The 24,254-nt window shown below is 64.0% G+C and carries 21 protein-coding genes and 5 tRNA genes; 16 read left to right on the top strand and 10 right to left on the bottom strand.

What is annotated here, in order from left to right; genetic code table 11:
• The first annotated feature begins 77 nt into the window (after nt 1–77).
• The 5 genes from AOT96_RS24645 to AOT96_RS24625 all read left to right on the top strand — a co-directional run bounded on the left by AOT96_RS24645 (nt 78) and on the right by AOT96_RS24625 (nt 581).
• Nucleotides 78–150 (top strand) — tRNA-Gly (locus AOT96_RS24645).
• A gap of 25 nt (nt 151–175) precedes the next feature.
• Nucleotides 176–246: transfer RNA gene (locus AOT96_RS24640), tRNA-Cys, on the top strand.
• A gap of 1 nt (nt 247) precedes the next feature.
• Nucleotides 248–322: transfer RNA gene (locus tag AOT96_RS24635), tRNA-Val, on the top strand.
• Nucleotides 323–414: 92 nt separating this feature from the next.
• A tRNA-Gly gene (locus AOT96_RS24630) sits at nt 415–490 on the top strand.
• 16 nt (nt 491–506) lie between these two features.
• Nucleotides 507–581, top strand: a tRNA-Val gene (locus tag AOT96_RS24625).
• 145 nt (nt 582–726) lie between these two features.
• Here AOT96_RS24625 and AOT96_RS24620 read toward each other — a convergent pair.
• Both AOT96_RS24620 and AOT96_RS24615 read right to left on the bottom strand, forming a co-directional pair.
• A complete protein-coding gene (locus tag AOT96_RS24620) occupies nt 727–1,200 on the bottom strand; it encodes an alpha-isopropylmalate synthase regulatory domain-containing protein (RefSeq protein ID WP_065352431.1) in 474 nt (157 codons plus the stop codon).
• A 174-nt stretch (nt 1,201–1,374) separates the two neighbouring features.
• Nucleotides 1,375–2,760, bottom strand: coding sequence for a GH1 family beta-glucosidase (locus AOT96_RS24615; RefSeq protein WP_065352430.1), 1,386 nt, complete (start codon nt 2,758–2,760; stop codon nt 1,375–1,377).
• A 116-nt stretch (nt 2,761–2,876) separates the two neighbouring features.
• On the opposite strand from AOT96_RS24615, the gene AOT96_RS24610 reads away from it, so the two are divergent.
• A complete protein-coding gene (locus AOT96_RS24610) occupies nt 2,877–4,073 on the top strand; it encodes an MFS transporter (protein ID WP_065352429.1) in 1,197 nt (398 codons plus the stop codon).
• Between the two features lie 67 nt (nt 4,074–4,140).
• Entirely contained in the window at nt 4,141–4,674 is a 534-nt protein-coding gene (locus tag AOT96_RS24605) for a GNAT family N-acetyltransferase (protein ID WP_003942603.1), read from the top strand.
• A 12-nt stretch (nt 4,675–4,686) separates the two neighbouring features.
• On the opposite strand, the gene zapE is transcribed toward AOT96_RS24605, so the two are convergent.
• Nucleotides 4,687–5,703: a cell division protein ZapE gene (zapE, locus tag AOT96_RS24600; RefSeq protein WP_003942629.1), complete on the bottom strand. Its 1,017-nt coding sequence runs from the start codon at nt 5,701–5,703 to the stop codon at nt 4,687–4,689.
• Between the two features lie 43 nt (nt 5,704–5,746).
• Between zapE and AOT96_RS24595 the strand changes: the two genes are divergently transcribed.
• Genes AOT96_RS24595 through msrB form a run of 4 tightly spaced genes read left to right on the top strand, consistent with a single transcriptional unit; the run spans nt 5,747 to nt 9,854 of the window.
• Nucleotides 5,747–6,496 (top strand): pyrimidine reductase family protein, encoded by a 750-nt coding sequence (locus tag AOT96_RS24595; protein WP_064688822.1) that lies wholly within the window; start codon nt 5,747–5,749, stop codon nt 6,494–6,496.
• A 19-nt stretch (nt 6,497–6,515) separates the two neighbouring features.
• The gene (locus AOT96_RS24590) at nt 6,516–8,069 is read left to right on the top strand and encodes an alpha/beta fold hydrolase (RefSeq protein WP_065352428.1); all 1,554 of its coding nucleotides are present in this window, start codon (nt 6,516–6,518) and stop codon (nt 8,067–8,069) included.
• A gap of 60 nt (nt 8,070–8,129) precedes the next feature.
• Nucleotides 8,130–9,413, top strand: coding sequence for a glycosyltransferase family 87 protein (locus tag AOT96_RS24585; protein ID WP_065352427.1), 1,284 nt, complete (start codon nt 8,130–8,132; stop codon nt 9,411–9,413).
• A gap of 9 nt (nt 9,414–9,422) precedes the next feature.
• Nucleotides 9,423–9,854, top strand: a complete 432-nt coding sequence (gene msrB, locus AOT96_RS24580; RefSeq protein ID WP_003942631.1) for a peptide-methionine (R)-S-oxide reductase MsrB — start codon at nt 9,423–9,425, stop codon at nt 9,852–9,854.
• A 54-nt stretch (nt 9,855–9,908) separates the two neighbouring features.
• On the opposite strand, the gene AOT96_RS24575 is transcribed toward msrB, so the two are convergent.
• The 7 genes from AOT96_RS24575 to hemE form a co-directional block, all read right to left on the bottom strand.
• Complete coding sequence (locus tag AOT96_RS24575; protein WP_003942627.1) at nt 9,909–10,829, bottom strand: WXG100-like domain-containing protein; 921 nt, start codon at nt 10,827–10,829, stop codon at nt 9,909–9,911.
• Nucleotides 10,829–11,140, bottom strand: a complete 312-nt coding sequence (locus AOT96_RS24570; protein WP_065352426.1) for a hypothetical protein — start codon at nt 11,138–11,140, stop codon at nt 10,829–10,831. The genes AOT96_RS24575 and AOT96_RS24570 overlap by 1 nt, the downstream gene beginning before the upstream one ends.
• The gene (locus AOT96_RS36090; protein WP_231917327.1) at nt 11,133–11,411 is read right to left on the bottom strand and encodes a hypothetical protein; all 279 of its coding nucleotides are present in this window, start codon (nt 11,409–11,411) and stop codon (nt 11,133–11,135) included. The genes AOT96_RS24570 and AOT96_RS36090 overlap by 8 nt, the downstream gene beginning before the upstream one ends.
• Nucleotides 11,412–11,687: 276 nt before the next feature.
• Nucleotides 11,688–13,964: a molybdopterin guanine dinucleotide-containing S/N-oxide reductase gene (locus AOT96_RS24560; RefSeq protein ID WP_065352425.1), complete on the bottom strand. Its 2,277-nt coding sequence runs from the start codon at nt 13,962–13,964 to the stop codon at nt 11,688–11,690.
• Nucleotides 13,965–14,018: 54 nt separating this feature from the next.
• Complete coding sequence (gene hemQ / locus AOT96_RS24555) at nt 14,019–14,714, bottom strand: hydrogen peroxide-dependent heme synthase (RefSeq protein WP_003942644.1); 696 nt, start codon at nt 14,712–14,714, stop codon at nt 14,019–14,021.
• Nucleotides 14,715–14,718: 4 nt separating this feature from the next.
• A complete protein-coding gene (locus AOT96_RS24550; RefSeq protein WP_007732889.1) occupies nt 14,719–16,080 on the bottom strand; it encodes a protoporphyrinogen oxidase in 1,362 nt (453 codons plus the stop codon).
• On the bottom strand, nt 16,077–17,174 hold the full coding sequence (gene hemE / locus AOT96_RS24545) for a uroporphyrinogen decarboxylase (RefSeq protein WP_050656617.1): 1,098 nt from the start codon (nt 17,172–17,174) through the stop codon (nt 16,077–16,079). The genes AOT96_RS24550 and hemE overlap by 4 nt, the downstream gene beginning before the upstream one ends.
• Nucleotides 17,175–17,342: 168 nt before the next feature.
• Between hemE and AOT96_RS24540 the strand changes: the two genes are divergently transcribed.
• The 5 genes from AOT96_RS24540 to AOT96_RS24520 all read left to right on the top strand — a co-directional run bounded on the left by AOT96_RS24540 (nt 17,343) and on the right by AOT96_RS24520 (nt 24,189).
• Nucleotides 17,343–17,933: a DUF3000 domain-containing protein gene (locus AOT96_RS24540; RefSeq protein ID WP_003942604.1), complete on the top strand. Its 591-nt coding sequence runs from the start codon at nt 17,343–17,345 to the stop codon at nt 17,931–17,933.
• Nucleotides 17,934–17,993: 60 nt separating this feature from the next.
• Complete coding sequence (locus tag AOT96_RS24535; protein WP_003942594.1) at nt 17,994–19,400, top strand: WS/DGAT/MGAT family O-acyltransferase; 1,407 nt, start codon at nt 17,994–17,996, stop codon at nt 19,398–19,400.
• A gap of 11 nt (nt 19,401–19,411) precedes the next feature.
• On the top strand, nt 19,412–20,701 hold the full coding sequence (locus tag AOT96_RS24530) for an HRDC domain-containing protein (RefSeq protein WP_007732879.1): 1,290 nt from the start codon (nt 19,412–19,414) through the stop codon (nt 20,699–20,701).
• A 161-nt stretch (nt 20,702–20,862) separates the two neighbouring features.
• A complete protein-coding gene (locus AOT96_RS24525; RefSeq protein WP_003942598.1) occupies nt 20,863–22,083 on the top strand; it encodes a thiolase family protein in 1,221 nt (406 codons plus the stop codon).
• Nucleotides 22,084–24,189 carry a 3-hydroxyacyl-CoA dehydrogenase NAD-binding domain-containing protein gene (locus AOT96_RS24520; RefSeq protein WP_065352424.1) on the top strand — a complete coding sequence of 702 codons (2,106 nt, stop codon included), beginning with the start codon at nt 22,084–22,086 and terminating at the stop codon, nt 24,187–24,189.
• Nucleotides 24,190–24,254 lie beyond the last annotated feature (65 nt).

Raw genomic sequence — 24,254 nt, 5'->3', positions numbered from 1 at the left:
TGTGTATCCGACACGGTCGGCTAATGTTTCCAACGCACCGAGGAGAGCGAGCAGCTCCCCAAGCAACACGGTGCGATGCGGACGTGGCGCAGCTGGTAGCGCACAACCTTGCCAAGGTTGGGGTCGCGGGTTCGAATCCCGTCGTCCGCTCGAGAGGTGTGACTCAACCTTTTACGGTGGAGTGGCCGAGTGGTGAGGCAACGGCCTGCAAAGCCGTGCACACGGGTTCGATTCCCGTCTCCACCTCGCGCGATTAGCTCAGCGGGAGAGCGCTTCCCTGACACGGAAGAGGTCACTGGTTCAATCCCAGTATCGCGCACCACGTCAGGCCCTAGGGCCTGATGGTCAAGACCTGCTTGCAGGTCTGATAAGTTAGAAAAGTACTGAGTTCCGGTAACGGAGTTCATTGCTCATGCGGACGTGGCGCAGCTGGTAGCGCACAACCTTGCCAAGGTTGGGGTCGCGGGTTCGAATCCCGTCGTCCGCTCCATTTTTCTCCAGAACCCGCGCGATTAGCTCAGCGGGAGAGCGCTTCCCTGACACGGAAGAGGTCACTGGTTCAATCCCAGTATCGCGCACCATTTGAGAATGCAAGAAGCCGGAACCTCAGGGTTCCGGCTTTTTGCGTTCGAGCGCCGAACACACGGGCCGCAGTACTGACGCAAGCCCCTCGGGAATCCACGTCAGTACTGCGGTTGATGTAGCTGATCAGATTGTTGTAACTGCTCAGTGAGAGAAGCGGTTCGCTGCCGAAGTCATCGCGCGCAGCGAGGACTCCGTCGACGACTCCGCAATACCCATCGCCCAGCTCCGACGGCCGTCGCACTCGGTGAAGATGAACGTCGCAGTGCGGTGGCCGATCTGGTGCTGATGGAAAGACAGGATCTCGAGCGAGATTCCCGCGTCGTGCAGCATCGACGTCATGGCCGAGATCGCGCCGGTCGAGGTGGCGGACGCTTTCTGGATACGCTCCCCCAGACCGAGAGTCGCTTCGAAGGTCCAACGACCCGGCGCAATCTTCTCGGAGGACCACGCACCCAGACGGATCGGGCCGCTCATGGCCGCATACGTGGACTCGAACTCGGTCCACGACATCGCTGAGCATTCGGCACGCAAGCCGGCGGGCAGAGATTTGCCGTGACGCGCCGCGAAGGGATCAGCAGCAGAAGAATCAGAAGCGAAAGCGAAGTTGTAAGTCATGATCGTGGTCTTCCTGGAATGAAGTGGAGGACCAACTGGTAGCAAGACGACCCGCAGCGAGGGGTCGGTCCGATTCAGACCCCGCTACGGCGGCTTACTACGAGAATTCGCTTCATGAGAGACGAGGCTAGGCGGCCCGGTTCGAGAATGCAACCCAGACCGCCTCCGCACAGGTCAGACCTGAGCCGCTTTGTGCTCGGCGATGAGGGCGCGATACCACTCGAACGAGGTCTTCGGAGTGCGCTTCTGGGTGTCGAAATCGACGTGCACCAGGCCGAATCGCTCTTTGTATCCCGCAGCCCATTCGAAGTTGTCGAGAAGTGACCACACAAAATAACCGCGGACGTCGACACCGTCGTCCATTGCCGATCGGAGGGCGCGAAGGTGCGCATCGTGGTAGTCGATTCGTGCTTCGTCGTCGACGACGCCTGCGGCATCCGGGGCGTCGTGGAATGAACATCCGCTTTCGGTGATGTAGATCGGCGGCAGTGCGTCACCGAAGCGGGCGTGGAACGTCCGCAAGATCTCGCCCAGCCCCTCGGGAACGATCGGCCAACCGAAATCGGTTGTGGGATAACCGGTAATCGCGACAGGGGCAAAGGGCAGGCCCGGGGGCAGGTCGACTTCGAGCACACCTTCGGTCCCCTGGCCTTCCACCGGAGCAGCAATCATCGTCGGCTCGTAGTAGTTGATCCCGTACCAGTCGAGCGGCGCCCCGATGATTTTCAAGTCCTCGTCGACAGGACCGCTGAGCAGCTGAGCGAATTCGTCGGCCGGGTACTTCCCGACCAGAACCGGGTCGGCGAACATCCAATTGACGACGTGGTCGTAGATGTCGGCAGCCATCACGTCTTCCGGCGAATCCGAAGCGGCACGCACCGGAGCATGGTTCGAGGCGATTCCGATGTTCGTGCATCCGGTTGCCCGAAGCGCTTCGACAGCGAGGCCATGCCCGAGCAGCTGGTGATGTGCGGCTTGGAAAGCCTCGAACCCCAAGGCCAGTCCGGGGGCGTGAACTCCGAGGGCATGCCCGTAAAGCGTGTGCACAACTGGTTCGTTGAGCGGCATCCACATTCCGACCCGATCCGACAGCCGCTCGCCGACGACCTGCGCATACTCCCCCAGCCGATACGAGGTGTCGCGGTTCATCCAGCCGCCCTGCTCCTGCAAGGCAAGGGGCAGATCCCAGTGAAAGAGCGTGACAGCGGCAGTAATTCCCGCCGAACACAGTCGGTCGATCAGGCGGTCGTAGAAGTCGAGCCCCTTCGCATTCACTGCCCCCGTTCCGGTGGGCAGAATGCGCGACCACGACAGAGACAGCCGATAAGCGTCGAGCCCGAGCTGATTCATCAGCTCGATGTCCGACTCCCAGCGGTGATAATGATCGGCAGCGACCGTCCCGGTGTCGCCCCCGACGACAACACCGGGACGGTCACAGAACTCGTCCCAGATCGACGGTCCGCGACCGTCTTCGGCCACAGCTCCTTCGATTTGATAGGCCGCAGTGGCGGTCCCCCAGACGAAGGAAGTCGGAAATTCTGGTGTCGGCTGCCGAGTCATGTCGGTCAGTTAATCAAAGAACCGTGCAAAACACGCAGCTTTGTTGGACACTCGACCAGTATCAAGATCCAGTACCGTTCGGCCTAACCGAACGAACGAGACAAAGGCCCTGCTTGATGACGGATAACACCCGCACCCTGACGAGGGCTCGGATCGCCACTTCGGTGGCCTTCGGACTTCAAGGATTTCTGCTCGCCGCCATTCTGACGCAGCTGCCGCAGTACAAGGACTTGTTCGAGCTGAGCGAGACACTGGTTGTGGTTGCGGTTGTCACTGTGTCCGTCATCGCCGGGCTCGGCAGCGTGCTCGCCGAGATGCTGGCCGTGAGAACGTCGAGCAAGATGACCCTGCGAACTGGGCTCGCCGTCATCGCAGTCTTCGGCGGGGCAACCGGAATTGCGCCCAACGCAGCGATGTTCTTCGTCTTCCTGGCGATCTACGGCATCGGACTCGGCATGGTCGACGCGGCCGCCAACATGCAGGCAGTCTCGATCCAACACGCCAAGGGCCGCTTCATCCTCTCCTCGTTCCATGCTTCCTGGAGCGTCGGAGCGATTGTCGGTGCCCTGTTCATCTCTGCTACCGCAGGCCTCGACATTTCGATCCGCGTCACGCAGGTGATCGCGGGAGTTGTTGTCGGACTGATGCTTCTGGCCTTCGGCCCGCAACTGCTCGATCGGTCCGAGTCTCCGGTTGCCGAGGCAAACATCACGAGCACCGCGAAATTCGCGGTACCCACCCGCGCCTTCGTCCTCCTCGGCGTCGCGATGGCATTGTTCTACGCGGTCGACTTCAGCGTCGGAAACTGGTCGACTCTGTACGTCAAGGACGAACTGCTCGCCGACGCCGGGACCGCTGCCCTTTCCGTGGCGGCGTATCAGATCGCGGCACTTGTCGCACGACTGACCGGGGACTACTGGGTCGGGAAATTCGGTGAGACCACCGTCGTGCGGATCGGCTCTCTCATCGGCGTAGTCGGCATGACAGTTGTCGTCCTCGCGCAATCTCCCGCCGTTGCCATCGCCGGGTTCCTCATCGTCGGGCTCGGGGTACCGGTGATCGCTCCGATCTGCTTCAGCGCTGCCGGCAGGATGGCTCCCCCGGATCAGGTCGATGCGGTGATCGCACGCATCAACCTCTTCAACTACGTCGGCACAGTCGTCGGCGGCGGCATCGTCGGCGCGGTCGCTGCCTTCAGTGACCTTCGAATCGGGTTCCTGATTCCGCTGGCGTTCTGCACGATCTTGATAGTTCTTGCTCCCGCGTTCGCACCGAAACGAGCCACAACTCCGGTCGCCGAGAACGCCGCTTGAGCATTGCGCCCGAGGAAAGTGGTGTACTTGATCGACCGAATTGTGTGCGCGAGAGGCAGAAACTGACGTGACGATCACCGTTGACCGGGCCGGGATCTGGGATTCCGAAGCAATCGCCGACGTGGCAGCGGTGACATTTCCACTGGCGTGTCCGCCGGACGCATCCGACGACGACATCAGTGCCTTCATCGACAACGTTCTCTCCGTCGACAAGTTCTCCGAGTACCTGACCGATCCGACGCGAACCGTTCTCAAGGTCATTCGCGACGGTTCGATCGTCGGCTACGCGATGCTTGTCGACGACGAGCCCGCCGACCCGGACGTCAAAGCTGCTGTGACACTTCGCCCGACAACGGAACTGAGCAAGTTGTACGTGCTTCCGGGTAACCACGGGACCGGCGCGGCGGCATCCTTGATGGACGCGGTTGTCGACCACGCACGACGCAGCGGAAGTGCCGGGATCTGGCTGGGCGTCAATCAGGAGAACCTGCGCGCCCAGAAGTTCTACGCAAAGCACGGTTTCACACAGGTCGGCACGAAGACTTTCCTCGTGGGCGCACAACTCCACCACGATTTCGTGATGGAGCGCCCGGTCAGCTGACAGGCGTGCAGACTAGCCGGCCGCGACCTCGAACCGAGAAAGTGCGAGCAGACGCGAGGTCGCGCGCAGGTACTTCTTCTTGTACCCACCGGCGAGCATCTCGGGAGTGAAGATCTCGTCGAGGCGTGCGCCGGAAACAGTGACCGGGATGCTCGCGTCGTACAGGCGGTCGGCGAGAACCACGATGCGCAGTGCAACGGACTGATCCGTTGCCGGGTGGACACCGTCGATGAACACGGCCTTCACACCCTCGACCAGCTTGTTGTACCGCGACGGGTGCAGGGTGCTGAGGTGCTTGCACAGCTCGTCGAAGTTGTCGAGCGTGGCGCCGTCGATGGCGTCGGCCCGAGAAACCAACTCCTCCGAGGAGATGGGCTCGGGTGCGGGCGGGAGATCGCGGTGACGGTAGTCGGGGCCGTCGACGCGAATCGTCTCGAAGATCGAGCCGAGCTTCTTGATCTCGCGCAGGAAGTCCTGGGCGGCGAAGCGACCCTCCCCGAGCTGGCCGGGAAGCGTGTTCGACGTCGCGACGATGGACACGCCGCGCGCGGAAAGCTCCGAGAGGAGGCGGGATACGAGCATGGTGTCGCCCGGATCGTCGAGCTCGAACTCGTCGATGCAGAGAACGCTGTGGTCGGCGAGCGCTTCGACCGCCTTGTTGAAGCCGAGAGCGCCGACGACGTGTGTCAGCTCGACAAAGGTTCCGAACGCCTTCGGCGACGGAACGCTGTGGAAGATCGACGCCAGCAAGTGAGTCTTACCGACACCGAACCCGCCGTCGAGGTACAGGCCGGCGCCGGTCGCCTGGGTCTTCTTGCCGAACAGTCCGCGGCGTCCACCACTACGGATCTTGGTGACGCGCTTGGAGAATTCCTCGGCCTTGGCGACAGCAGCTGCCTGGCTCGGTTCCTTCGGATCAGGAATGTAGGACGCAAAACTCACCTCGTCGAACATTGCGGGAGGCACCATTTGAGCTACCAGTTGATCGGCGGGTACCACCGGGCTGCGATCGACAAGACGTTCATGCATCCGTCAAGGGTATCTACGTGATGTGATCTCTCATGTGCACCGTATGGATATTGCGACCTACTTCACACCAGGCCACGAAGACGAGCTCCGCGGCTTGTACGCCTATCCGGAGAACCTCTCGCAACCCTGGATGCGCGTGAACTTCGTTTCCAGCATCGACGGGTGCGTCTCCGTTGACGGAGTGAGCGGTGGACTGGGCACACCGGCAGACAAGTCGGTATTCGGGATCTTGCGCGAACTTTGTGACGTCGTCGTGGTCGGCGCAGGCACAGCGCGAGCCGAGAACTACGGGGGTGTGCAGGTCTCGGACGCAGCTCGGGCGCGACGAAAGGCGAGCGGCCTCGCTCCGGTCCCACCGATCCTCGTCGTCTCGGCGCACGCGTCGATCGACCCCGAAAGCCGACTCCTTCGCGATACCGAAGTTCCACCGATCCTTGTTGTCGGTCGCGACGCGGACTCCGCGGCAATTTCGGCGCTGAGATCTGCCGGAGCGCAGGTGGAGGTGACGGACTCACCGAACGTCACCAGCGGCGACATCGACAGGGCCTTGTCGGCTCGCAAGCTCCGTCGCGTGCTGTGCGAGGGCGGACCATCACTTTTCGGGCAGTTGATCGAGGACAATGCCGTCGACGAACTCTGCATCACCACGTCACCTCAACTGGTGGGGAGCAAAGTCGGCCGAATCTCCCTCTCCCCCAACGCAATGCCCACAGCCATGCGTCCCGCGCACATTCTCGGCGATACGGACGGCACGATCCTCACTCGATGGGTTCGTCAGCAGCCACGTCGGTGAACCTGGCACTCTGGTCGGCATGCGCAGAGTTGCTTTGATGGCCGTCGTCCTCGCGACGTGTTGTGCGTGCGGCGCCGGTCCGTCGCTTCGGCCCGCCGTCGCGGTCGAAGGCCGCACCGACGGCAGCCCTGCCCAGAGCGAGGGACCGTCGCCCGATGCGCCGCCGGTTGACCCTGGCGTCCCGACCGATGACATACCGTGGCGAGACTGCACCGGCACGTCACTCGCCGACCAGGCTCTCGCGGCGTCGAGCGCCGGCGTCATTCTCGAATGCGCGGAATTCAATGCCCCCATCGACGTGACCGGCGCCATCGACGGCAACTTCACTGCCGGCTTGACCCGCGCTCGGACCTCGTCGACGCCTGCCGACGCGTATCCGATCGTGTTCACATCGGGCACCGATCGTTCGTCGGGAAACTCTCTGGCCATGCTCGCCGCTTCCGGCTTGAACACGGTTCTCGCCGAACATCCGGTGGTTGCCCTCGATCGCCGCGGAATCGACAGGTCCACCGCAATCGACTGCATGACGCCGGAGATTCGGCGCGGACTTCACGATCTGGGCCAATTCGACTCGGACACCACCGGTGACGCCGCCGATGCGGTCGCGGCCCTCGGTCACGACGCCACCATTGCCTGCACGGACTACCTCGACCCTCAAGAACTGAAGTTCGGCGCCGACTCCGCAGCCGAGGACATCGACGCTCTACGTACACGGTGGGGCGTCGAGACCATCGCTCTGTGGTCTGCAGGGTCCGGCTCGGACATCGCGCTGAGCTATGCGGCGGCCCACCCGAACAACCTCGCGAGGTTGATCCTCGATTCTCCCGCTCCGGTGGCCACCGACGCTGCCACCGAGGCAGAGAGTCGCGTGCAGGGCGAGGAAGCCGCGTTGACCGCGTTCGCTCAGCGATGTGTGGCGCTGGGGTGCTCGCTCGGACCTGATCCGAAGAAATCGGTCACGGACTTGATGGAGCGCGCTCGAGCCGATGAATTCCAGCCGCTGTCCGCCGCTGCGGTGTCGAACGCGATTTCGGCCAGACTGTGGACTGCCGGAACCAACCGTGAGCAGGAGACCCGCTCACTGTCCGACGCTCTGTCCGCGCTCGGTACCGGCAACGCTTCGCCGATTCGAGAGCGCGCCGCCCGGGCGGAGAACGAGGTGGACGGCGACGGCCAGTTCATCGGACGGTGCACCGACGGCATGCAATGGCCGGGCATCGGGCGTGCGCGCGAGCTTGCGGACACCTGGGGCACCAACTATCCGGTGTTCGGGCGAGAAGCCGCGCTCGGGTTGCTGGCGTGCGCCAGCTGGCCGTCGACCGCCAACTCCCCCCTGCCGAATCAGTTGAAGCCCCCAGTCCTCGTGCTGAGCGGTCAGGGTGACCCGGCCGTCGGGAACTCCGGACTCTCGACCGTCACCGGCGTCGTGACCAATGCAGGATCGCGCTTCGCAACTCTGGACTGGCAAGGTGCGGGTCACCCCGCGGCACAATCCACCTGCGCTCAACAGGCGATGCGCCTCTACCTCAGCGACGCCTCCCTGCCCAGTAACGGAAGCGTGTGCCCAGCCTGACTCGGGCGCTCGTCCACCACGACCGAAAAGGGGTGCATCCCCCGATCACACCCTGCTCCGGTGTACCGTGCCGAAGTGTTCCTTCGACAGCTCGAGCCGCGTACCGGGCGGACAACCCAACAAGTCGTCAACTTCGTTTTGTGGCCGATCGCCGTGATGACAGTGCTCAATCGTGTCATCGTCACAGCAGTCAACGGCGCCATCACCGATGACTTCCGACCGGTCTACAACGCCGCGCTGGCGTTCTGGAACGGGCGCGACGTCTACACCGCAGATTTCAACTCCGTAGACCCCCATTACCTGTACCCACCATCGGGTTCCTTGTTGATGGCCCCCCTGGCGATCCTCGATCCCGAGCGCTCACGGTGGCTGTTCATCGGTGTCAATGCCGTCGCCATTCTCGTGGCTCTCTACCTGCTGTTGCGCTTGTTCGACCTGACGATCAGTTCCATCGCGGCGCCGATTCTGGTGCTCGGCGCGTTCATGTCGGAGACGGTCACCAACACGTTGGTGTTCACCAACATCAACGGCCTCGTCCTGCTCGGCGAAGTTGCCTTCCTCCTGTTGCTGATGCGCAAGAAGGATCTGTGGGCCGGCGCCGCGATCGGTCTCACCATCGCAGTGAAACCCACTCTCGCGCCGCTGCTCCTGCTGCCACTCGTTCGCGGTCAGTGGAAGGTGTTGGTCACCGCCCTGGGCATCCCGTTCATTCTCACGGTCGTGGCATGGCCGCTGGCGTCGGATCCGATGGACTTCGTCCGCCGCACCGTGCCGTACCTGCTCGAATCTCGTGACTACTTCAACAGTTCGATTGTCGGAAACGGCGCTTACTTCGGTCTGCCCGAATGGTTGATCCTGCTCTTGCGCGTCGTGTTAGCCGCCATGGTCGTCGTCTCTCTGTGGCTTCTGTACCGCTACTACCGCAACGACGAACTCTTCTTCCTCACCACCGCGACCGGTGTGATCATGACCGCGTCGTTCCTGCTGCCCTCGCTCGGCCAGATGTACTACTCGATGATGCTGCTCCCGCTCCTGATGTCCGTGGTACTCAAGAACTCGGTCATGCGGAACTGGCCGGCGTGGCTCGCCGTCTACGGCTTCATGACGTTCGACAGCTGGTGGTCGAACCGCTGGCCGACCTTCGGCCGGGCGGCCGAATACACCAAGAGCACCCTCGGCTGGAGCCTTCTGCTGATCGTGATCTTCTGTGTCCTCGGATACCGGTATCTGGTCGCGCGTCGAGAGGGCCGTTTGGATCGGGGAATCGATCCCGCGTACCTCCTCGATCCCCCACTCGATGCCGTCTCACCTGCCCACGAAGCCGAAACGGCGACAAAGCATTAGCGTGGAGGCATGAGTTCTTCACACGATGGCATCGACAGCACACCTGAGGTCACGTACACCGAGAGCGAGTGGCGCGAAAAACTGACGCCGGAGGAGTTCGCCGTCCTGCGCCAAGCCGGCACCGAACGCCCCTTCGTCGGCGAGTACACCGACACCACCACGGAAGGTGTCTACTCCTGCCGGGCCTGCGGAGCCGAACTGTTCCGCAGCACCGAGAAGTTCGAATCGCACTGCGGGTGGCCGTCCTTCTTCGATCCGGCGGATTCGGATGCCGTGATCCTGAAGGAAGACAGCTCACTCGGGATGCGCCGCGTCGAGGTCATCTGCAAGAAGTGCCACAGCCACCTCGGTCACGTCTTCGAGGGTGAGGGGTACCCGACGCCGACCGATCAGCGGTACTGCATCAACTCGATCTCGCTGGTCCTCAAGCCCGCTCAGTAGCCAGGTCGTGGGCTACCCCGTGTCACTGGTAGCCCACGATTCGAGACTTTCCACTCAGAAGTCCCAGTTCAGCGCAGTCGGGCTCAGACCGGCCGCATTCAGGTCCTCGTTGCGAGCGACAAGTCCGTCTTTGACGGAACCGATCCCGCCACCGATCGCGCCGGAAGTGATGTCAGTCAACGAGGCGTCGCCGCCCGTGACTTCCTTCGTCACGATCGCAGCGGACGCTCCCGACACCGCGTCGTCGAAGGCGCCCCGCGCGATCTCCTGCACTCTCGAACCGGTCGGGAGCGGGTTCGGGTCAGGGCCGACACGATCCGGCGTCGTCTTCAACCCTCCGTTCGCAAGTCCCTTGATGAAACCGTCGCGCCCCTCGGTCACGACCTTGCCACCGTCGATCGACTGGCGATGATCCATCGTCATCTGCCCGAGTTGAATGGCGAGGCCGGAGAAGACGGCAGCGGCAGCTTCCACTGCCGCAGCCTCGATCACTCGTATCAACAATTGCTGCAACAACATTCGGACCGTGAGTGTTGTTGCGACCTCAGCCGCCACGACCCCGGCGGTACTGACACCCAGTGTCGGGACAGCAGCCGCCACCATGGCGGCAATCTCGAGCGCCAGTGCGCCCAGCGCCGCGAGGATCGACAGTTTGGTGTACTCGATGTCCGTGCCGGTATCGGTGCATGACTGACCCAGTTCGGCCGCGGCAGAGGACAACCGCTCGAAGACCTCCGCAACTCCCCCGGCCTCGGACCAATACCGAGACAACGAGTCGCCGGCTCGACCGTCGATCGATGCCAGTACTGCCTGCAATCCGTAACCACCGGCAGCGGCCGAAGCCTCGATCCGATCGGCCGCACCTGACCAGGCATCACCCAACCTCCACAGTGCCGTTTCGTCTCCTTGCGGCCAGTCACTGCCCACCGCGACCGACGCAACCGCCTGTAACCAGCCGGGAATCTCGAGTCCCATCAGAGCCCACCCGCCATGTCGTCGGCAAGCGAGGTGTCGATCGATTCGAAACGATCGGTGATCTCGATCAGCGTGGCGGTCAATTCGCGGAGCGCGCCCGCGACCAGTGTCATCCCACCGACTGCTGACTCCGCACCGGGAACATATGCGCCTGAGAATGCGGATCCGAACTGGTCAGTGCCCCAGCAACCCTCTTCGGCGGCGACCACTGCGTCGAGAGCGCTCCGCGCCTCGTCGAGATCGGCACCGACCACCGCGAAGGCTGGTGCAGCACTTTTCATCGCGGCCACATTCACGCCCAGTTCAGACATTGCCGGAGCTCCTCAGAACGGTGCGGTCCCAGTTCTCGTCGCAGGAAGCCGGTGTGGAGCTCGGACGAGGTTCGAGAATCTCGCGCAATCCGAGCACGCCCGGAACCAGATCCGGCAAGTCGATTCCGGCCGCCTCCGTGAGCGGCTTCGTCATCTCGGCAACCTGTCGGCGTATGTCTTCTGCCGCAGACGCGGCCGTAGCCAGGATCAGATTCCCCAACGCTGCCGGCGAATGCTTGGCGTAAGAACTCCCCGAGAGATCGACTCCCACCACCGCCCCCGGGCGTCGACGACGATTTCCACGCTGCCGTCACTCGAACGCGCGCTCGCCGTCGCTCGAGCGATCCTCTCCTGCAAGTCCGCCAGCGATCGAGTCCGCTCCAACAGAACGTGCTGCATCGAATCGATCTGAGCCCGAAGTACTTCGACTTGCCCCCGCATCGAACCAACATCCGCTGCACTCACGATGGCCCCCACCTTCGATAGATCGTGACACCTGATTCAGGCGCTCACGAGGTTCGACGCGAGAGGTGGCCGATCGGTTCCGTCAGCGTGAACGAAGCACGGGCGGATCGAATGCCTTGACCGGCGGCAGGGCCCCGTCGAATTTCTCGATCTGCACCAGAACGTGCTGGCCGGTGCACCCGTGCGAGAGTGACGACGTGCCGACGTCCGGTGTCAGAACGTTGGGATTGCCGTGCACACACAGAGAGTCGGGATCGGCAGGATCGAGCGGGTCGTACCAGGCACCGGTGGAAAGTTGGACGACGTCGCTCCGCAAGTCCGAGTCGACGATCACACCAGCAAGGCACGCTCCGCGATCGTTGAACACCCGCACCACGTCTCCTGCCGAGACGCCGCGCGCGGCCGCTGCATCGGGGTGCATACGAATCGGCTCGCGTCCCTGAATCTTCGACGCCTGGCTCGCAGCGCCGTGATCGAGTTGGCTGTGCAGACGCGTCTTGGGCTGATTGGCGATCAGGTGAAGCGGGAATTGCGAGGCTCGCGGTCCACCCAGCCACTCGTCGGGCTCGTACCAGCGCGGATGGCCGGCGCAGTCGTCGTAGCCGAAGGACTCGATGGTCTCGGAGAAGATCTCGATCTTCCCACTCGGAGTCGAGAGCGGATATTTCTCGGGATTCTCACGGAAGTCACCGAAGAGCACGAGGTTGTCTTCGGTTCGCATCCGGTAGTGCCCTTCTGCCCAGAAGTCCTCGAACGTCGGTGTGTTGCCGCCGTCTGCATCGACGAACGGCCGCCATTGACCGTAGAGATGCTCGATCCACTCCTGTGAGGATCGCCCCTCGGTGAACTGTTCCCCGAATCCGAGCGCAGAAGCGAGAGCGGCAAACGTGTCGTAGTCGTCACGCGAGTTCTCGAAAGGTGGAACGACCTGCTGCATCGCGACCAGAAGCGGGTCGTTTCGAGTGCAGCTCAGGTCATTTCGTTCGAGCGAGGTGGTCGACGGGACAACGATGTCGGCGTTGCGGGCCATCGGCGTCCAGTACGGATCGTGAACGACGATCGTGTCCGGACGCGCAAATGCCCGTCGCAGCCTCGGGAGATCCTGATGGTGGTGAAACGGATTGCCACCGGCCCAATAGACCAACCGGATGTCGGGATAGGTCAAGCGCCGGCCGTCGTAATCGAACTCCTCCCCGGGCGAAAGCAGCAGGTCGGAAATCGCGGCTACCGGAATGAAATCCGACACCGGATTCACACCTTGCGAGAAGGTCGGCAAGGGATACGGCACCGGAGCCAGACCCGGCTCGTTCATCGAACCGTAGCCGTGCCCGAAACCTCCACCCGGAAGCCCGAATTGGCCGAGCATCGCTGCGAGTGTCACGCCCATCCACGGTGCCTGTTCACCGTGTTTGATGCGTTGCAACGACCACGTGACGGTCACCAGCGTCCGGCCAGACGCCATTCTCCGAGCCAGGTCGGTGATGAACTCCGCCGACACACCGGAGATCTTCTGCGCCCAGCGCGGATCCTTCGGTACACCGTCGGAACGTCCGAGCAGGTAGTCCTCGAAGCGTTCGTAACCGACGCAGAAACGGCCCAGGAAATCGCGATCGTGCAGGTCCTCCGACGCCAGGACAAACGCCAGGGCAAGCATGATTGCAACGTCGGTTCCCGGAACGGGTGCGATCCACTCGCAGTCACCCTCGACGTCGTCACGCAACGGACTGAAGGAGACGATCTTTCCGCCGCGGGCACGAAACGCGTCGAGCGCCCCGCGCGTCGGATGATCGCTCGTACCACCGGCATTGACTCCGGTGTTCTTGATCGGCACTCCTCCGAACGAGACGAGGAGATCGGAGTGCTTCGCGATGACGTCCCACGACGTGGAGCGCGCGAACAACTTCGAGTGCGTTCCGACCACACGCGGCATGATGACGCCGGTGGCACCGAGCGAGTAGCTGTGAACTGACTTGGTGTATCCACCCAGCTGATTCAGAAATCGGTGAACTTGGCTCTGCGCGTGATGGAATCGGCCGGCGCTGGCCCAGCCGTACGAGCCGCCGAAGATCGCGTTGTTTCCGTGCGCGTCGACCACGCGACGCAGTTCACGCGAGAGGAGTTCGGTCAGTTCGTCCCAGGAGACCGAGACGAATTCGTCGGCTCCACGTCGGTCGCTGGGACCCGGCCCGTTCTCGAGCCAACCCCGACGCACCGCCGGGCCCGAAACACGAGCCCGACTGCGCACCGAACCGGCGAGGTTCCCGAGCATCGGCGAAGGATTCGCATCACCCTCGTACGGATGCACGGCGGTCACCTCGCCGGCGACCGATTCGGCGGTGAACATTCCCCAATGGGACATGTGTTGACGACGCCGGTTCGGTGCAGTTGTCACAGAAACTACTTTCGAAGCAGATCAGGGAAGGGAAAGGACCAGCTTCTCGATGTCCACGCGCGGGCCGGTGAAGAACGGCACCTCTTCGCGAACGTGCAAGCGAGCTTCGGTGGCACGTAGATCGCGCATCAGATCGACGATACGAATGAGCTCGGGTGCTTCGAACGCGAGAATCCACTCGTAGTCCCCCAGGGCGAAGGCCGGGACCGTGTTGGCGCGAACGTCCTTGTACGAACGAGCAGCCATACCGTGATCGGCGAGCATCTTGCGACGCTCCTCGTCGGGGAGCAGGTACCACTCGTACGAGCGGACGAACGGGTAGACGCAGATGTAGTCGCCCGGATCCTCACCCGCGATGAACGAGGGCACGTGGCTCTTGTTGAACTCCGCGGGGCGGTGCACCGCCGAGTTGCTCCAGATGGGAGCACTGGCCTGTCCGAGGACGGTGGTGCGACGGAAATCCGCGTACGCGGCCTGCAGTTCCTCGATGGTGGCCGCGTGGGTCCAGATCATGAAGTCCGCGTCGGCGCGCAGGCCGGCGACGTCGTAGATCCCGCGAACCACGACGCCCTTGTCTTCGAGACCCTCGAAGAACAAGCGGGCGTCCTTGACCGCAGCTTCCCGATCATCGCCCAGCACACCGGGTTCCACCTGGAACACGGAGAACATGAGGTAACGGATTTCAGAGTTCAGTTTGTCGAAATCAAGGCGTGCCATGGGTCTATCGTGCCACTCGCTCGAATATCCGTGTAGCCGCCGTCGTGCCGACTGCGACACACGCCGGAACCCCAACGCCGTGCAGCCACGACCCGGCCAGGGCGAGGCCGTCGAACTGCGTCATCCCGGACTCGATTTCAGCCACGATTTCCGTGTGACCTGGGGCGTATTGGGGAAGACCTCCGTGCCACCGCTGTACGAAGGTCGCGCCTGGCTCCTCGGTGATTCCGGTCACGGTCTCGAGATCGGCGCGCGCGAAGTCGATCAACTCACCATCCGGCCGGTCGACGATCTCCGATGCACCGAATCGACCGAACGACACCCGAACGAGGTGCTCACCGCGATCAGCGAGGTGTGTCCACTTTCGGCTCGACAGCGTGAACGCCTTGGCGGTCAGGTCGGCGTCGGTGGCTACCAGGATCCCTGAATTCTGCGGAAGTTCGACCTGCCCGGACAACCGGAGCGCCACCACCGCGGACGACGCCAGTTCGATCCGAGCGACGGTACTCGCAACATCCGCATCGACTCCGGCCAACAGCGCCGCCGCGCGCGGCGCCGGGACGGCCAGAATCACCGCGTCGACGCTTCCGAGCGGATCGACGTTCCAACCAGCCCCGTCGCTGCGCAACCCGGAAGCCTCGCCACGGACGAAGGTCGCGTCGGCGGCCTGCTGCAGCGCATCGAGCAGGATGCCGTACCCGTCTCTGAGCGCTCCGAACACCGGCCCCGGTGCAGGCGTCGGCAATGCGGCTGCGACTGCATCCGTGAGGCTCCGAGAGCCCGCATCGAGGGCCGCAGCGAGTGTCGGCAAAGCTGCACGCACGCCGATGGTCTCCGCCAGCCCCGAGTACACCCCACCGAGAAGCGGATCCACCGATCGGCTGACCACCTGATCACCGAATCGCTGCGAAACCAGTTCGGCAACACTGCAATCGGAACCGCGGGTCCACTCCAGCGGGACGCCGGCCTCGGCCGCTATGCGCGCCAGGGTCTGCTCGTCGACAAGATCTCGAACCGACTCCGCCGAAGCCGGGATTCCCATCAGGGTTCCGGTCGGCAACCGATTCAGTGAGCCCTGAGACCAGATCAACGGACTCAGGCCCGCGGGATAGACGATCTGATCGGTCAGTCCCAGCTCGGCGAGAAGCGCAGGAACTTCCGGCCGACGGGCGATGAAAGCCTCGGCACCGATGTCGATCGGGCCACCGCCCAGATCAATCGTTCGCAGCTTCCCGCCCAGCCGCGGTGAGTCGTCGACGATCGTGATGTCCGCTTCGGAGCCCAGACTGCGCCGAAGCCGGTACGCGGCAACCAGACCGGAGATTCCGCCTCCGATCACCGCGACCGACGGCCGAGTCGTTGTCACAGCGAGTGCACCAGCTCCACCGCCGAGGTGATCGCCGTGGGATCGGTGTCGGGAAGAACTCCGTGGCCGAGGTTGAAGATGTGGCCGATGGCACCGGCCTCGATCGCGCGGTCCCCTTCGGCGGCGATCCGGCGCACCTCACGATCGATCACCTCGGGGCCCGCGAACAGTACGGCGGGATCGAGATTGCCCTGCAGCGCCTTACCCGGACCGACACGACCAGCCGCGACGTCGAGCGGAATCCGCCAGTCGACACCCACGACGTCGGCGCCTGCCTCCCCCATCGCGCCGAGAAGTTCACCGGTGCCGACACCGAAGTGGATACGCGGGACGCCGGCAGCGGCAACCTCGGCGAACACTCGCTCGGAATGCGGCAGGACAAATTCCCGATAATCGGCCAGCGAGAGCGCGCCGGCCCACGAGTCGAACAGCTGGACCGCGTCGACGCCCGCCTTGAGCTGCGCCTGCAGGAAGCAGATCGTGGTGTCGGCCAAACTTCCGAGCAACGCGTGCCAGGTCTTCGGATCGGAGTGCATGAGCGCTTTGGTCTTCTCGTGGTTCCGGCTCGGACCACCTTCGACCAGATACGACGCCAGAGTGAACGGCGCTCCGGCAAAGCCGATCAGCGGCGTGGAGCCCAACTCGGTGGTGAGAAGCCGAACGGCCTGCGCGATTGCGCCTACCTCTTCGGGGACCAGTCGCGGGAGTGCTGCAACGTCGGCGATGGAGCGAATCGGATTGGCAACCACCGGTCCGACGCCGGCAACGATGTCGAGATCGATTCCCGCGGCTTTGAGTGGAACGACGATGTCCGAGAACAGGATTGCCGCGTCCACGTCGTGACGGCGCACCGGCTGCATCGTGATCTCACAGACCAGCGCCGGATCGAAACAAGATTCCAACATGCCGATCCCGGCGCGGACCTCGCGGTACTCCGGCAACGAACGCCCGGCCTGACGCATGAACCACACCGGCCGTCGACTCGGAGTGCGTCCGGTCGCCGCGGCAAGCAACGGTGCGTCGGGCAAGACTCGCCGAGCGCTGTACTCCGCCGACCCGGTAATGCCTGAATTCATGTTGTCCAACCCGCTCATCAGTCCTCGCGCTCTCCGCCAACGTGTGTCTTCGATCGACTCAATGCTGCCACGTCCCACACTCGGGATCGGACACCCGAGCGGTTCGTGAGCGGCCACACACCCGAGCCACACTCGGTCGGCGCGCCTCCACCTCCCCGCCCACATCCCCGACTAACGTCCTGACCTGTGACGACATCCGGATCGACAGCCGACCCGGCCGAGTTCCGTGCCGCCGTGGAGGCGATGACCGCTGCGCGGGTTCGGCCCGAGATAGAGGTCGGTCCCATCCGCCCGCCGCAGCGTCTCGCTCCGTACAGCCACGCGGTGGGGGCCGAGGTTCTCCACCCGGACTCCGACGTAGTGGCCGAGCAGTCCGAAGGTGACGCTTTCGGCCGCCTGATCCTGTTGTTCGATCCGGACGGCGACGAGGCGTGGAACGGCACCATGCGGTTGGTGGCGTACATCCAGGCCGATCTCGACGAAGCCGTCGCCGCGGATCCACTACTTCCCGAAGTAGCCTGGAGTTGGCTGGTGGACGCTTTGGAGGCCGGACCGGAACCTTTTGTGGCCCTGGGCGGTACGGTCACAGCTACAACTTCCGTGCGGTACGGCGACATCGCCGGGCCTCCGCGAGCCCATCAACTGGAGTTGCGAGCGTCCTGGACTGCAACTTCGTCCGAATTGGCTCACCACGTCGAGGCTTTCTGCGAGGTTCTCGCGTACGCGGCGGGGCTTCCGCCTGCCGGGATAACCACGCTGTCGCGGCAGAACGACTGACTCTGTCACTCGTTTGAGCATTCCCCCGGAAAAATACTAGAACCTGTTCTAGAATGAGTCATGCAACGTCTCAGCGGACTCGACGCGACCTTCCTCTACTTGGAAACACCGACCCAGCTATTGCACGTTTGTGGACTTGTCCTGCTCGACCCCACGACCATCCCGGGCGGCTACGACTACCGGAAGCTGCTTCGCGAGTTGGACTCGCGAATGGCCACCATGCCGACCTTCCGGCGCAAACTCAAAGATTCCCGTCTCAATCTCGACTACCCCGTGTGGGTCGACGATCACGATTTCGACATCGAGCGGCACTGCCATCGGACCGCGGTACCTGCTCCCGGCACACACGCGGAACTGGCAGAGCTCGCCGGACACATCGCGAGCCAACCGCTGGATCGTTCCCGACCGCTGTGGGAGATGTGGGTCATCGAGGGACTTGCCGACGGACAGATCGCCGTCATGTCGAAGATCCATCACAGCGCTGCCGACGGTGTCACCGGCGCGAACATCCTGGCTCAGCTGTGCAGTCTCGAACCGGATTCACCGGCGCTCGTGGATCCCACAGCACAGGGTGCGGGCGACGCGGGAACGCTGGACATCGCCATCGGCGGACTCATGGCCGTCATCGCCCGACCCGCAAGAATTGCCCGTCTGGTCCCCGGCGGAATCGCCATGCTCCCGAAGTGGGTGACGCGTGCGCGAAAGGGTGAAGCGATGCCTGCTCCGTTCACCGCGCCGCGGACCTCGTTCAACGGCGCGATCACCGGTCACCGCAACGTCGCGTTCAGCCAACTCGATCTCGCGAAGGTCAAAGCCGTCAAGGACCGTCACGGCGTCAAGGTCAACGACGTGGTTCTCGCGCTCTGCGCCGGGGCACTGCGTAAGTATCTGGAGGACCGGGACGAGCTGCCGGAGGACTCCCTCGTCGCCATGGTGCCGGTGTCGGTCCACGGCAAATCCGATCGTCCGGGCACGAACCAGATCTCGGGCATGTTCACGCAACTCGGCACCCAGATCGCCGATCCGGTCGAACGCCTGCACGCGATCAGCGATTACAACGCCACCTCGAAGAACCACAACGAGGCTCTGGGCGCGAACATGCTCCAGGACTGGTCGCAGTTCGCTTCGCCGGCGGTGTTCGGCGCCGCCATGCGCGTGTACTCGTCGCTCAAACTCGCCGAGCGTCACCCCGTCGTGTCCAACCTGGTCGTGTCGAATGTGCCTGGACCGCCGGTCCCGCTCTACTTCCTCGGTGCCCAGATCAAGGGAATGTTCCCGCTCGGCCCGATCTTTCACGGAGCAGGTCTCAACGTGACGGTGATGTCTCTCGACGGAAAACTCGACGTCGGCATCGTCAGTTGCTCCGATCTGGCCCCCGAATTGGACCAGCTCGCGCAAGGTTTCGGAGCCGCACTCGACGAACTGTTCGACGCTGAGGTGACAACCCCGGCCCCGACTGCGACGTAGAGTCAGTGACCATGTCCGAAGTCACCGATGATGCAACCGAGCCCACCTCCGACGTAGTTCCGCTGCTCGTTCCGCGTGACGGAGTTCCGGACGTCATCACCACTGCCGCCGGTGTCGCCGACGCCGCGGCCGCGCTGGCCTCCGGCCACGGCCCGCTCGCCGTGGACGCCGAGCGCGCATCCGGATTCCGCTATTCGGCACGGGCGTACCTGATCCAGCTTCGACGCGAAGGAGCAGGATCGTTCCTGCTCGACCCGATTCCGACAGCGCAAGACCTGCAGCCGTTGGCCGAGGTGATCAACCCGTTGCAATGGGTGCTGCACTCTGCCGATCAGGATCTCCCCGGCCTCGCCGAACTGGGCCTGACGCCGGCCGAGCTGTTCGACACCGAACTGGCCGGACGACTGGCCGGGTTCGAGCGAGTCGGACTCGCCGCGATCGTGGAACGAACCCTGCGAGTGGAACTTCGCAAGGGTCACGGGGCTGCGGACTGGTCGACACGTCCGCTGCCGGACGCCTGGTTGAACTACGCCGCCCTCGACGTCGAAGTGCTTCTCGAACTGCGCGACGCAATGGAAGCCGAACTCGAATCCCAAGGCAAGCTCGAGTGGGCGAAGGAAGAGTTCGAGTACATCCGTCTGGCCGGCCCGCCCAAGCCCAAACCGGACCGCTGGCGTCGTACGTCGCACATCACCTCACTCAAGACCACCCGTCAGTTGGCGGCGGTACGGGCGCTGTGGCAAGCGCGCGAGGATCTCGCACGCAAGCGCGACGTGTCTCCGAGTCGGGTTCTTCCTGACTCCGCGATCATCGATGCCGCTCTCAAAGATCCTCGGTCGCTGGATGCGCTCCGCTCGCTTCCCGTCTTCGGCGGACCACGTCAACGCCGTTATTCGCGTATCTGGATGGACGCACTGGAAGCCGCGCGCAGGCTCCCCGACAGCGAGCTTCCGCCGAAAACCCCGCCCATCGTCGGGCCGCCCGCTGCCGGCCGCTGGGCCCGCCAGGATCCAGCGGCGGCTGATCGGTTGACCGCGGCGCGCGCAGCACTGTCGGACCTGAGCAAAGAGGTTTCGGTGCCCGTGGAGAATCTGCTCCAACCCGACCTGGTCAGGCGCCTGTGCTGGGACTGGAAACTGGAACCCGACTCGGACATCGCCGAAGTCGAGAGTGCGATCGAGACCAAGCTCACTTCCGGTGGCGCACGTGGCTGGCAACGCACTTTGACCGTTCCCGTCCTCGCCGAGGCACTGAACTCCGTGGTCCCGGCCGAGCCCGAAGTGGAAGAGCCGGAATCCTGACCTGACCCCGGTGTGAGGTTGGAGCAATTCGGCACGTTAAGTTACCGGTCAGTAATGGGCAGTAGTACGCTCGATACGAGGCCGGACGCCTGGCCGTGATCGCCGAACCAACGTCTCACCGCCCTTCGGTGCGGTGGGCAGCTCCATCAGGAGGAATTCGCGTGGCTCCATCCACAAACAACCAACGCAACGTCGTCTTCGTCGACGGCATTCGCACCCCGTTCGGCAAGGCCGGCCCGAAAGGCATGTACGCCGACACGCGCGCAGACGATCTCGTCGTCAAGGCGATTCGTGAGCTGCTTCGCCGCAACCCGCAGCTCGATCCCGCACGGATCGACGAAGTTGCCGTTGCAGCCACCACACAGACCGGCGACCAGGGCCTGACCATCGGCCGCACCGCTGCGATCCTCGCCGGTCTCCCCGAAACCGTTCCAGGATTCGCCATCGACCGCATGTGTGCCGGCGCGATGACCGCCGTCACCACGACCGCGTCGGGCATCGGCTTCGGCCAGTACGACGTCGTGATCGCCGGTGGCGTCGAGCACATGGGTCACCACCCGATGGGTGAGGGCGCAGACCCCAACCCGCGTTTCCTCGCCGACCGCCTGGTCGACCCGAGCGCCCTCGTGATGGGTAACACCGCCGAGAACCTGCACGACCGGTTCCCGACCATCACCAAGGACCGCACGGACGCCTACGCCGTCAACAGCCAGAACAAGTACGACGCTGCCAAGAAGGCCGGCTTCATCGCCGACACCCTGGTCCCCGTCGCCACCCGCAGTTCCGCGGGCTGGGGTCTGGCCACCGAAGACGAGCCGCCGCGCCCCGGAACCACCGTCGAAGATCTCGCGAAGCTCAAGACGCCGTTCCGCCCGGCCGGACGCATCACCGCCGGTAACGCAGCCGGACTCAACGACGGTGCCACCGCAGCACTGCTCGCCGGTGAGGACACCGCAGCCGAGCTCGGCCTGCCGGTCGGCATGCGCATGGTGGGCTTCGCCTACCAGGGCGTCGACCCCGCCGTCATGGGCATCGGCCCGGTTCCCGCCACTGAGAAGCTGCTGGCACGCACCGGCCTCAAGATCGAGGACATCGGACTCTTCGAGATCAACGAGGCGTTCGCCGTTCAGGTCCTCGCGTTCCTCGAGCACTACGGAATCGCCGACGACGACCCGCGCGTCAACCAGTGGGGCGGCGCCATCGCGTGTGGCCACCCCCTCGCTTCCTCGGGCGTTCGCCTGATGACGCAGCTCTCCCGCCAGTTCGCGACGCGTCCCGACGTGCGCTACGGCTTGACCACCATGTGCATCGGCCTCGGCATGGGCGGCACCGTCATCTGGGAGAACCCGAACCACGCTGACTACCAGGCAGGAGTCAACTAAATGTCTGATATTGCAACAGCATTCGCCGACGAGGTCGTGACGAACGCCTACACGAGGATCATCTCGGTCCCCGGCATCGAGGGCCCGTTTGCACTGATCACCCTCGACAACGGCTTCGACCACACCAAGCCGTCGTCCTTCGGTCCCGGCGGACTCGCAGCATTCGACGCCGCCCTCGACGAAGCCTTTGCCGCCAACCCGGTTGCCATCGCCGTCACCGGCAAGCCCTTCATCTTCGCCGCCGGCGCGGACCTCAAGGGTGTTCCCGCGATCACCTCTCGTGAGCAGGGACTCGAGCTGGGCCGCTTGGGCCACAAGGTGTTCCGACGCCTGCGTGAGTCGTCCGTTCCCACGTTCGCCTTCATCAACGGTGTCGCTCTGGGCGGCGGCCTCGAGGTCGGACTGCACAGCCACTACCGCACGGTTGCCGCCAATGCGGGCGCACTGGGTCTTCCGGAAGCATTCCTCGGTCTGGTCCCCGGTTGGGGCGGAACGCAGTTGCTCCCCAACCTCGTCGGCCCGTCGAACGCCGTCACCGTGGGTATCGAGAACTCGCTGAACCAGAACAAGGTGCTCTCCCCCAAGAAGGCACTCGAACTCGGCGTCGTCGACGTCGTTCTCGACTCTGCCGACTTCATCGAGCAGTCCCTCGCCTGGGCGTCGCAGGTCCTCGCCGGCACAGTGACCCCCGCTCGCCCCGAGATCGATCGTGGCCAGGGCTGGGACGACGCGATTGCTCGTGCGAAGGCGATCGTCGACGGCAAGACCAAGGGCAACGCTCCCGGCGCCGTCAAGGCCGTCGAGTTGCTCGAACTGGCTCGCAGCACCGACATCACCGATGCCGCCTCGCTCGACAAGGGCTTCGCGGCCGAGGACGAGGCTCTTGCCGATCTTCTGCTGACGGACGAGCTCCGGGCTGGTCTGTACGCCTTCGATCTGGTGAACAAGCGCGCCAAGCGTCCCGCCGGAGCACCCGACCGCTCGCTCGCTCGTAAGGTCAGCGGCGTCGGCATCGTCGGCGCCGGCCTCATGGCCAGCCAGCTCGCGCTGCTCTTCGTCCGCCAGCTCAAGGTGCCGGTCATCCTGACCGACATCGACCAGGAACGCATCGACAAGGGTGTCGGCTACGTCCACACCGAGATCGAGAAGCTCCAGGGCAAGGGACGCCTGTCCCCCGACGCTGCGAACCGCCTCAAGGCGCTCGTCTCCGGCTCCCTCGACAAGGCCGCGTTCGCCAAGACCGACTTCGTCATCGAAGCCGTCTTCGAGAACATGGACGTCAAGAAGAAGGTCTTCGCGGAACTCGAGCAGTTCATTGCTCCCGAAACCATCCTCGCCACCAACACCTCTTCGCTCTCCATCACGGAAATGGCGTCCGGCCTCGAGCATCCCGAGCGTGTGGTCGGCTTCCACTTCTTCAACCCGGTGGCCGTTCTTCCCCTCCTCGAGATCATCAAGGGCAGCAAGACCGATGATGCCACTCTCGCAACGGCTTTCGCCACCGCGAAGTCGCTGAAGAAGTCCGCCGTCCTCTGCGGCGACAAGGCCGGCTTCGTCTTCAACCGCCTCGTCACCCGCACCTTGGGTGAGGTCATGTCCGCCGTCGACGAAGGCACCCCCTTCGACGTCGCAGACAATGCCATCGCCGAACTCGGCATGCCCATGTCGCCGTTCACCTTGCTGGCCCTCGTCGGACCCGCAGTGGCACTGCACACCGGTGAGACCCTGCAGGAGTCGTACCCGGACCGGTTCAAGAGCTCACCCGGACTCGAAGCACTCGTCGAGGCCCGCAAACCCGGCGTGTGGACCTGGGGCGAGAACGGTCAGGCCGTCGACCCCGAGGTCGCCGCACTGTGGCCGCAGGGTGACAAGGTGTCAACTTCGGAAGAGGTCCTCGAGCGCACACGTCGTGCATTTGCCGAGGAAATTCAGATCATGCTCGACGAGGGCGTCGTAGCGGCAGCCGAGGACATCGACCTCTGCCTGCTGCTCGGCGGCGGATTCGGATTCTGGAACGGCGGCATCACGCCGTACCTGGACCGGACCGGTACCTCCGAGGTCGTCAACGGCAAGCGCTTCCTCGCGCCCGGTGTTGCCAGCGTCTGAGTCAGTCGATCGACCCGTCACGGACGGCGTGCCCTCGGGTACGCCGTCCGTGGCGTTTGCGCAGG

The sequence above is a fragment of the Rhodococcus sp. 008 genome, from assembly GCF_001682295.1.
In the GTDB taxonomy this organism is placed as follows: Bacteria; Actinomycetota; Actinomycetes; order Mycobacteriales; family Mycobacteriaceae; genus Rhodococcus_F; species Rhodococcus_F qingshengii.
This window is presented reverse-complemented; position numbering and strand designations above follow the sequence as displayed.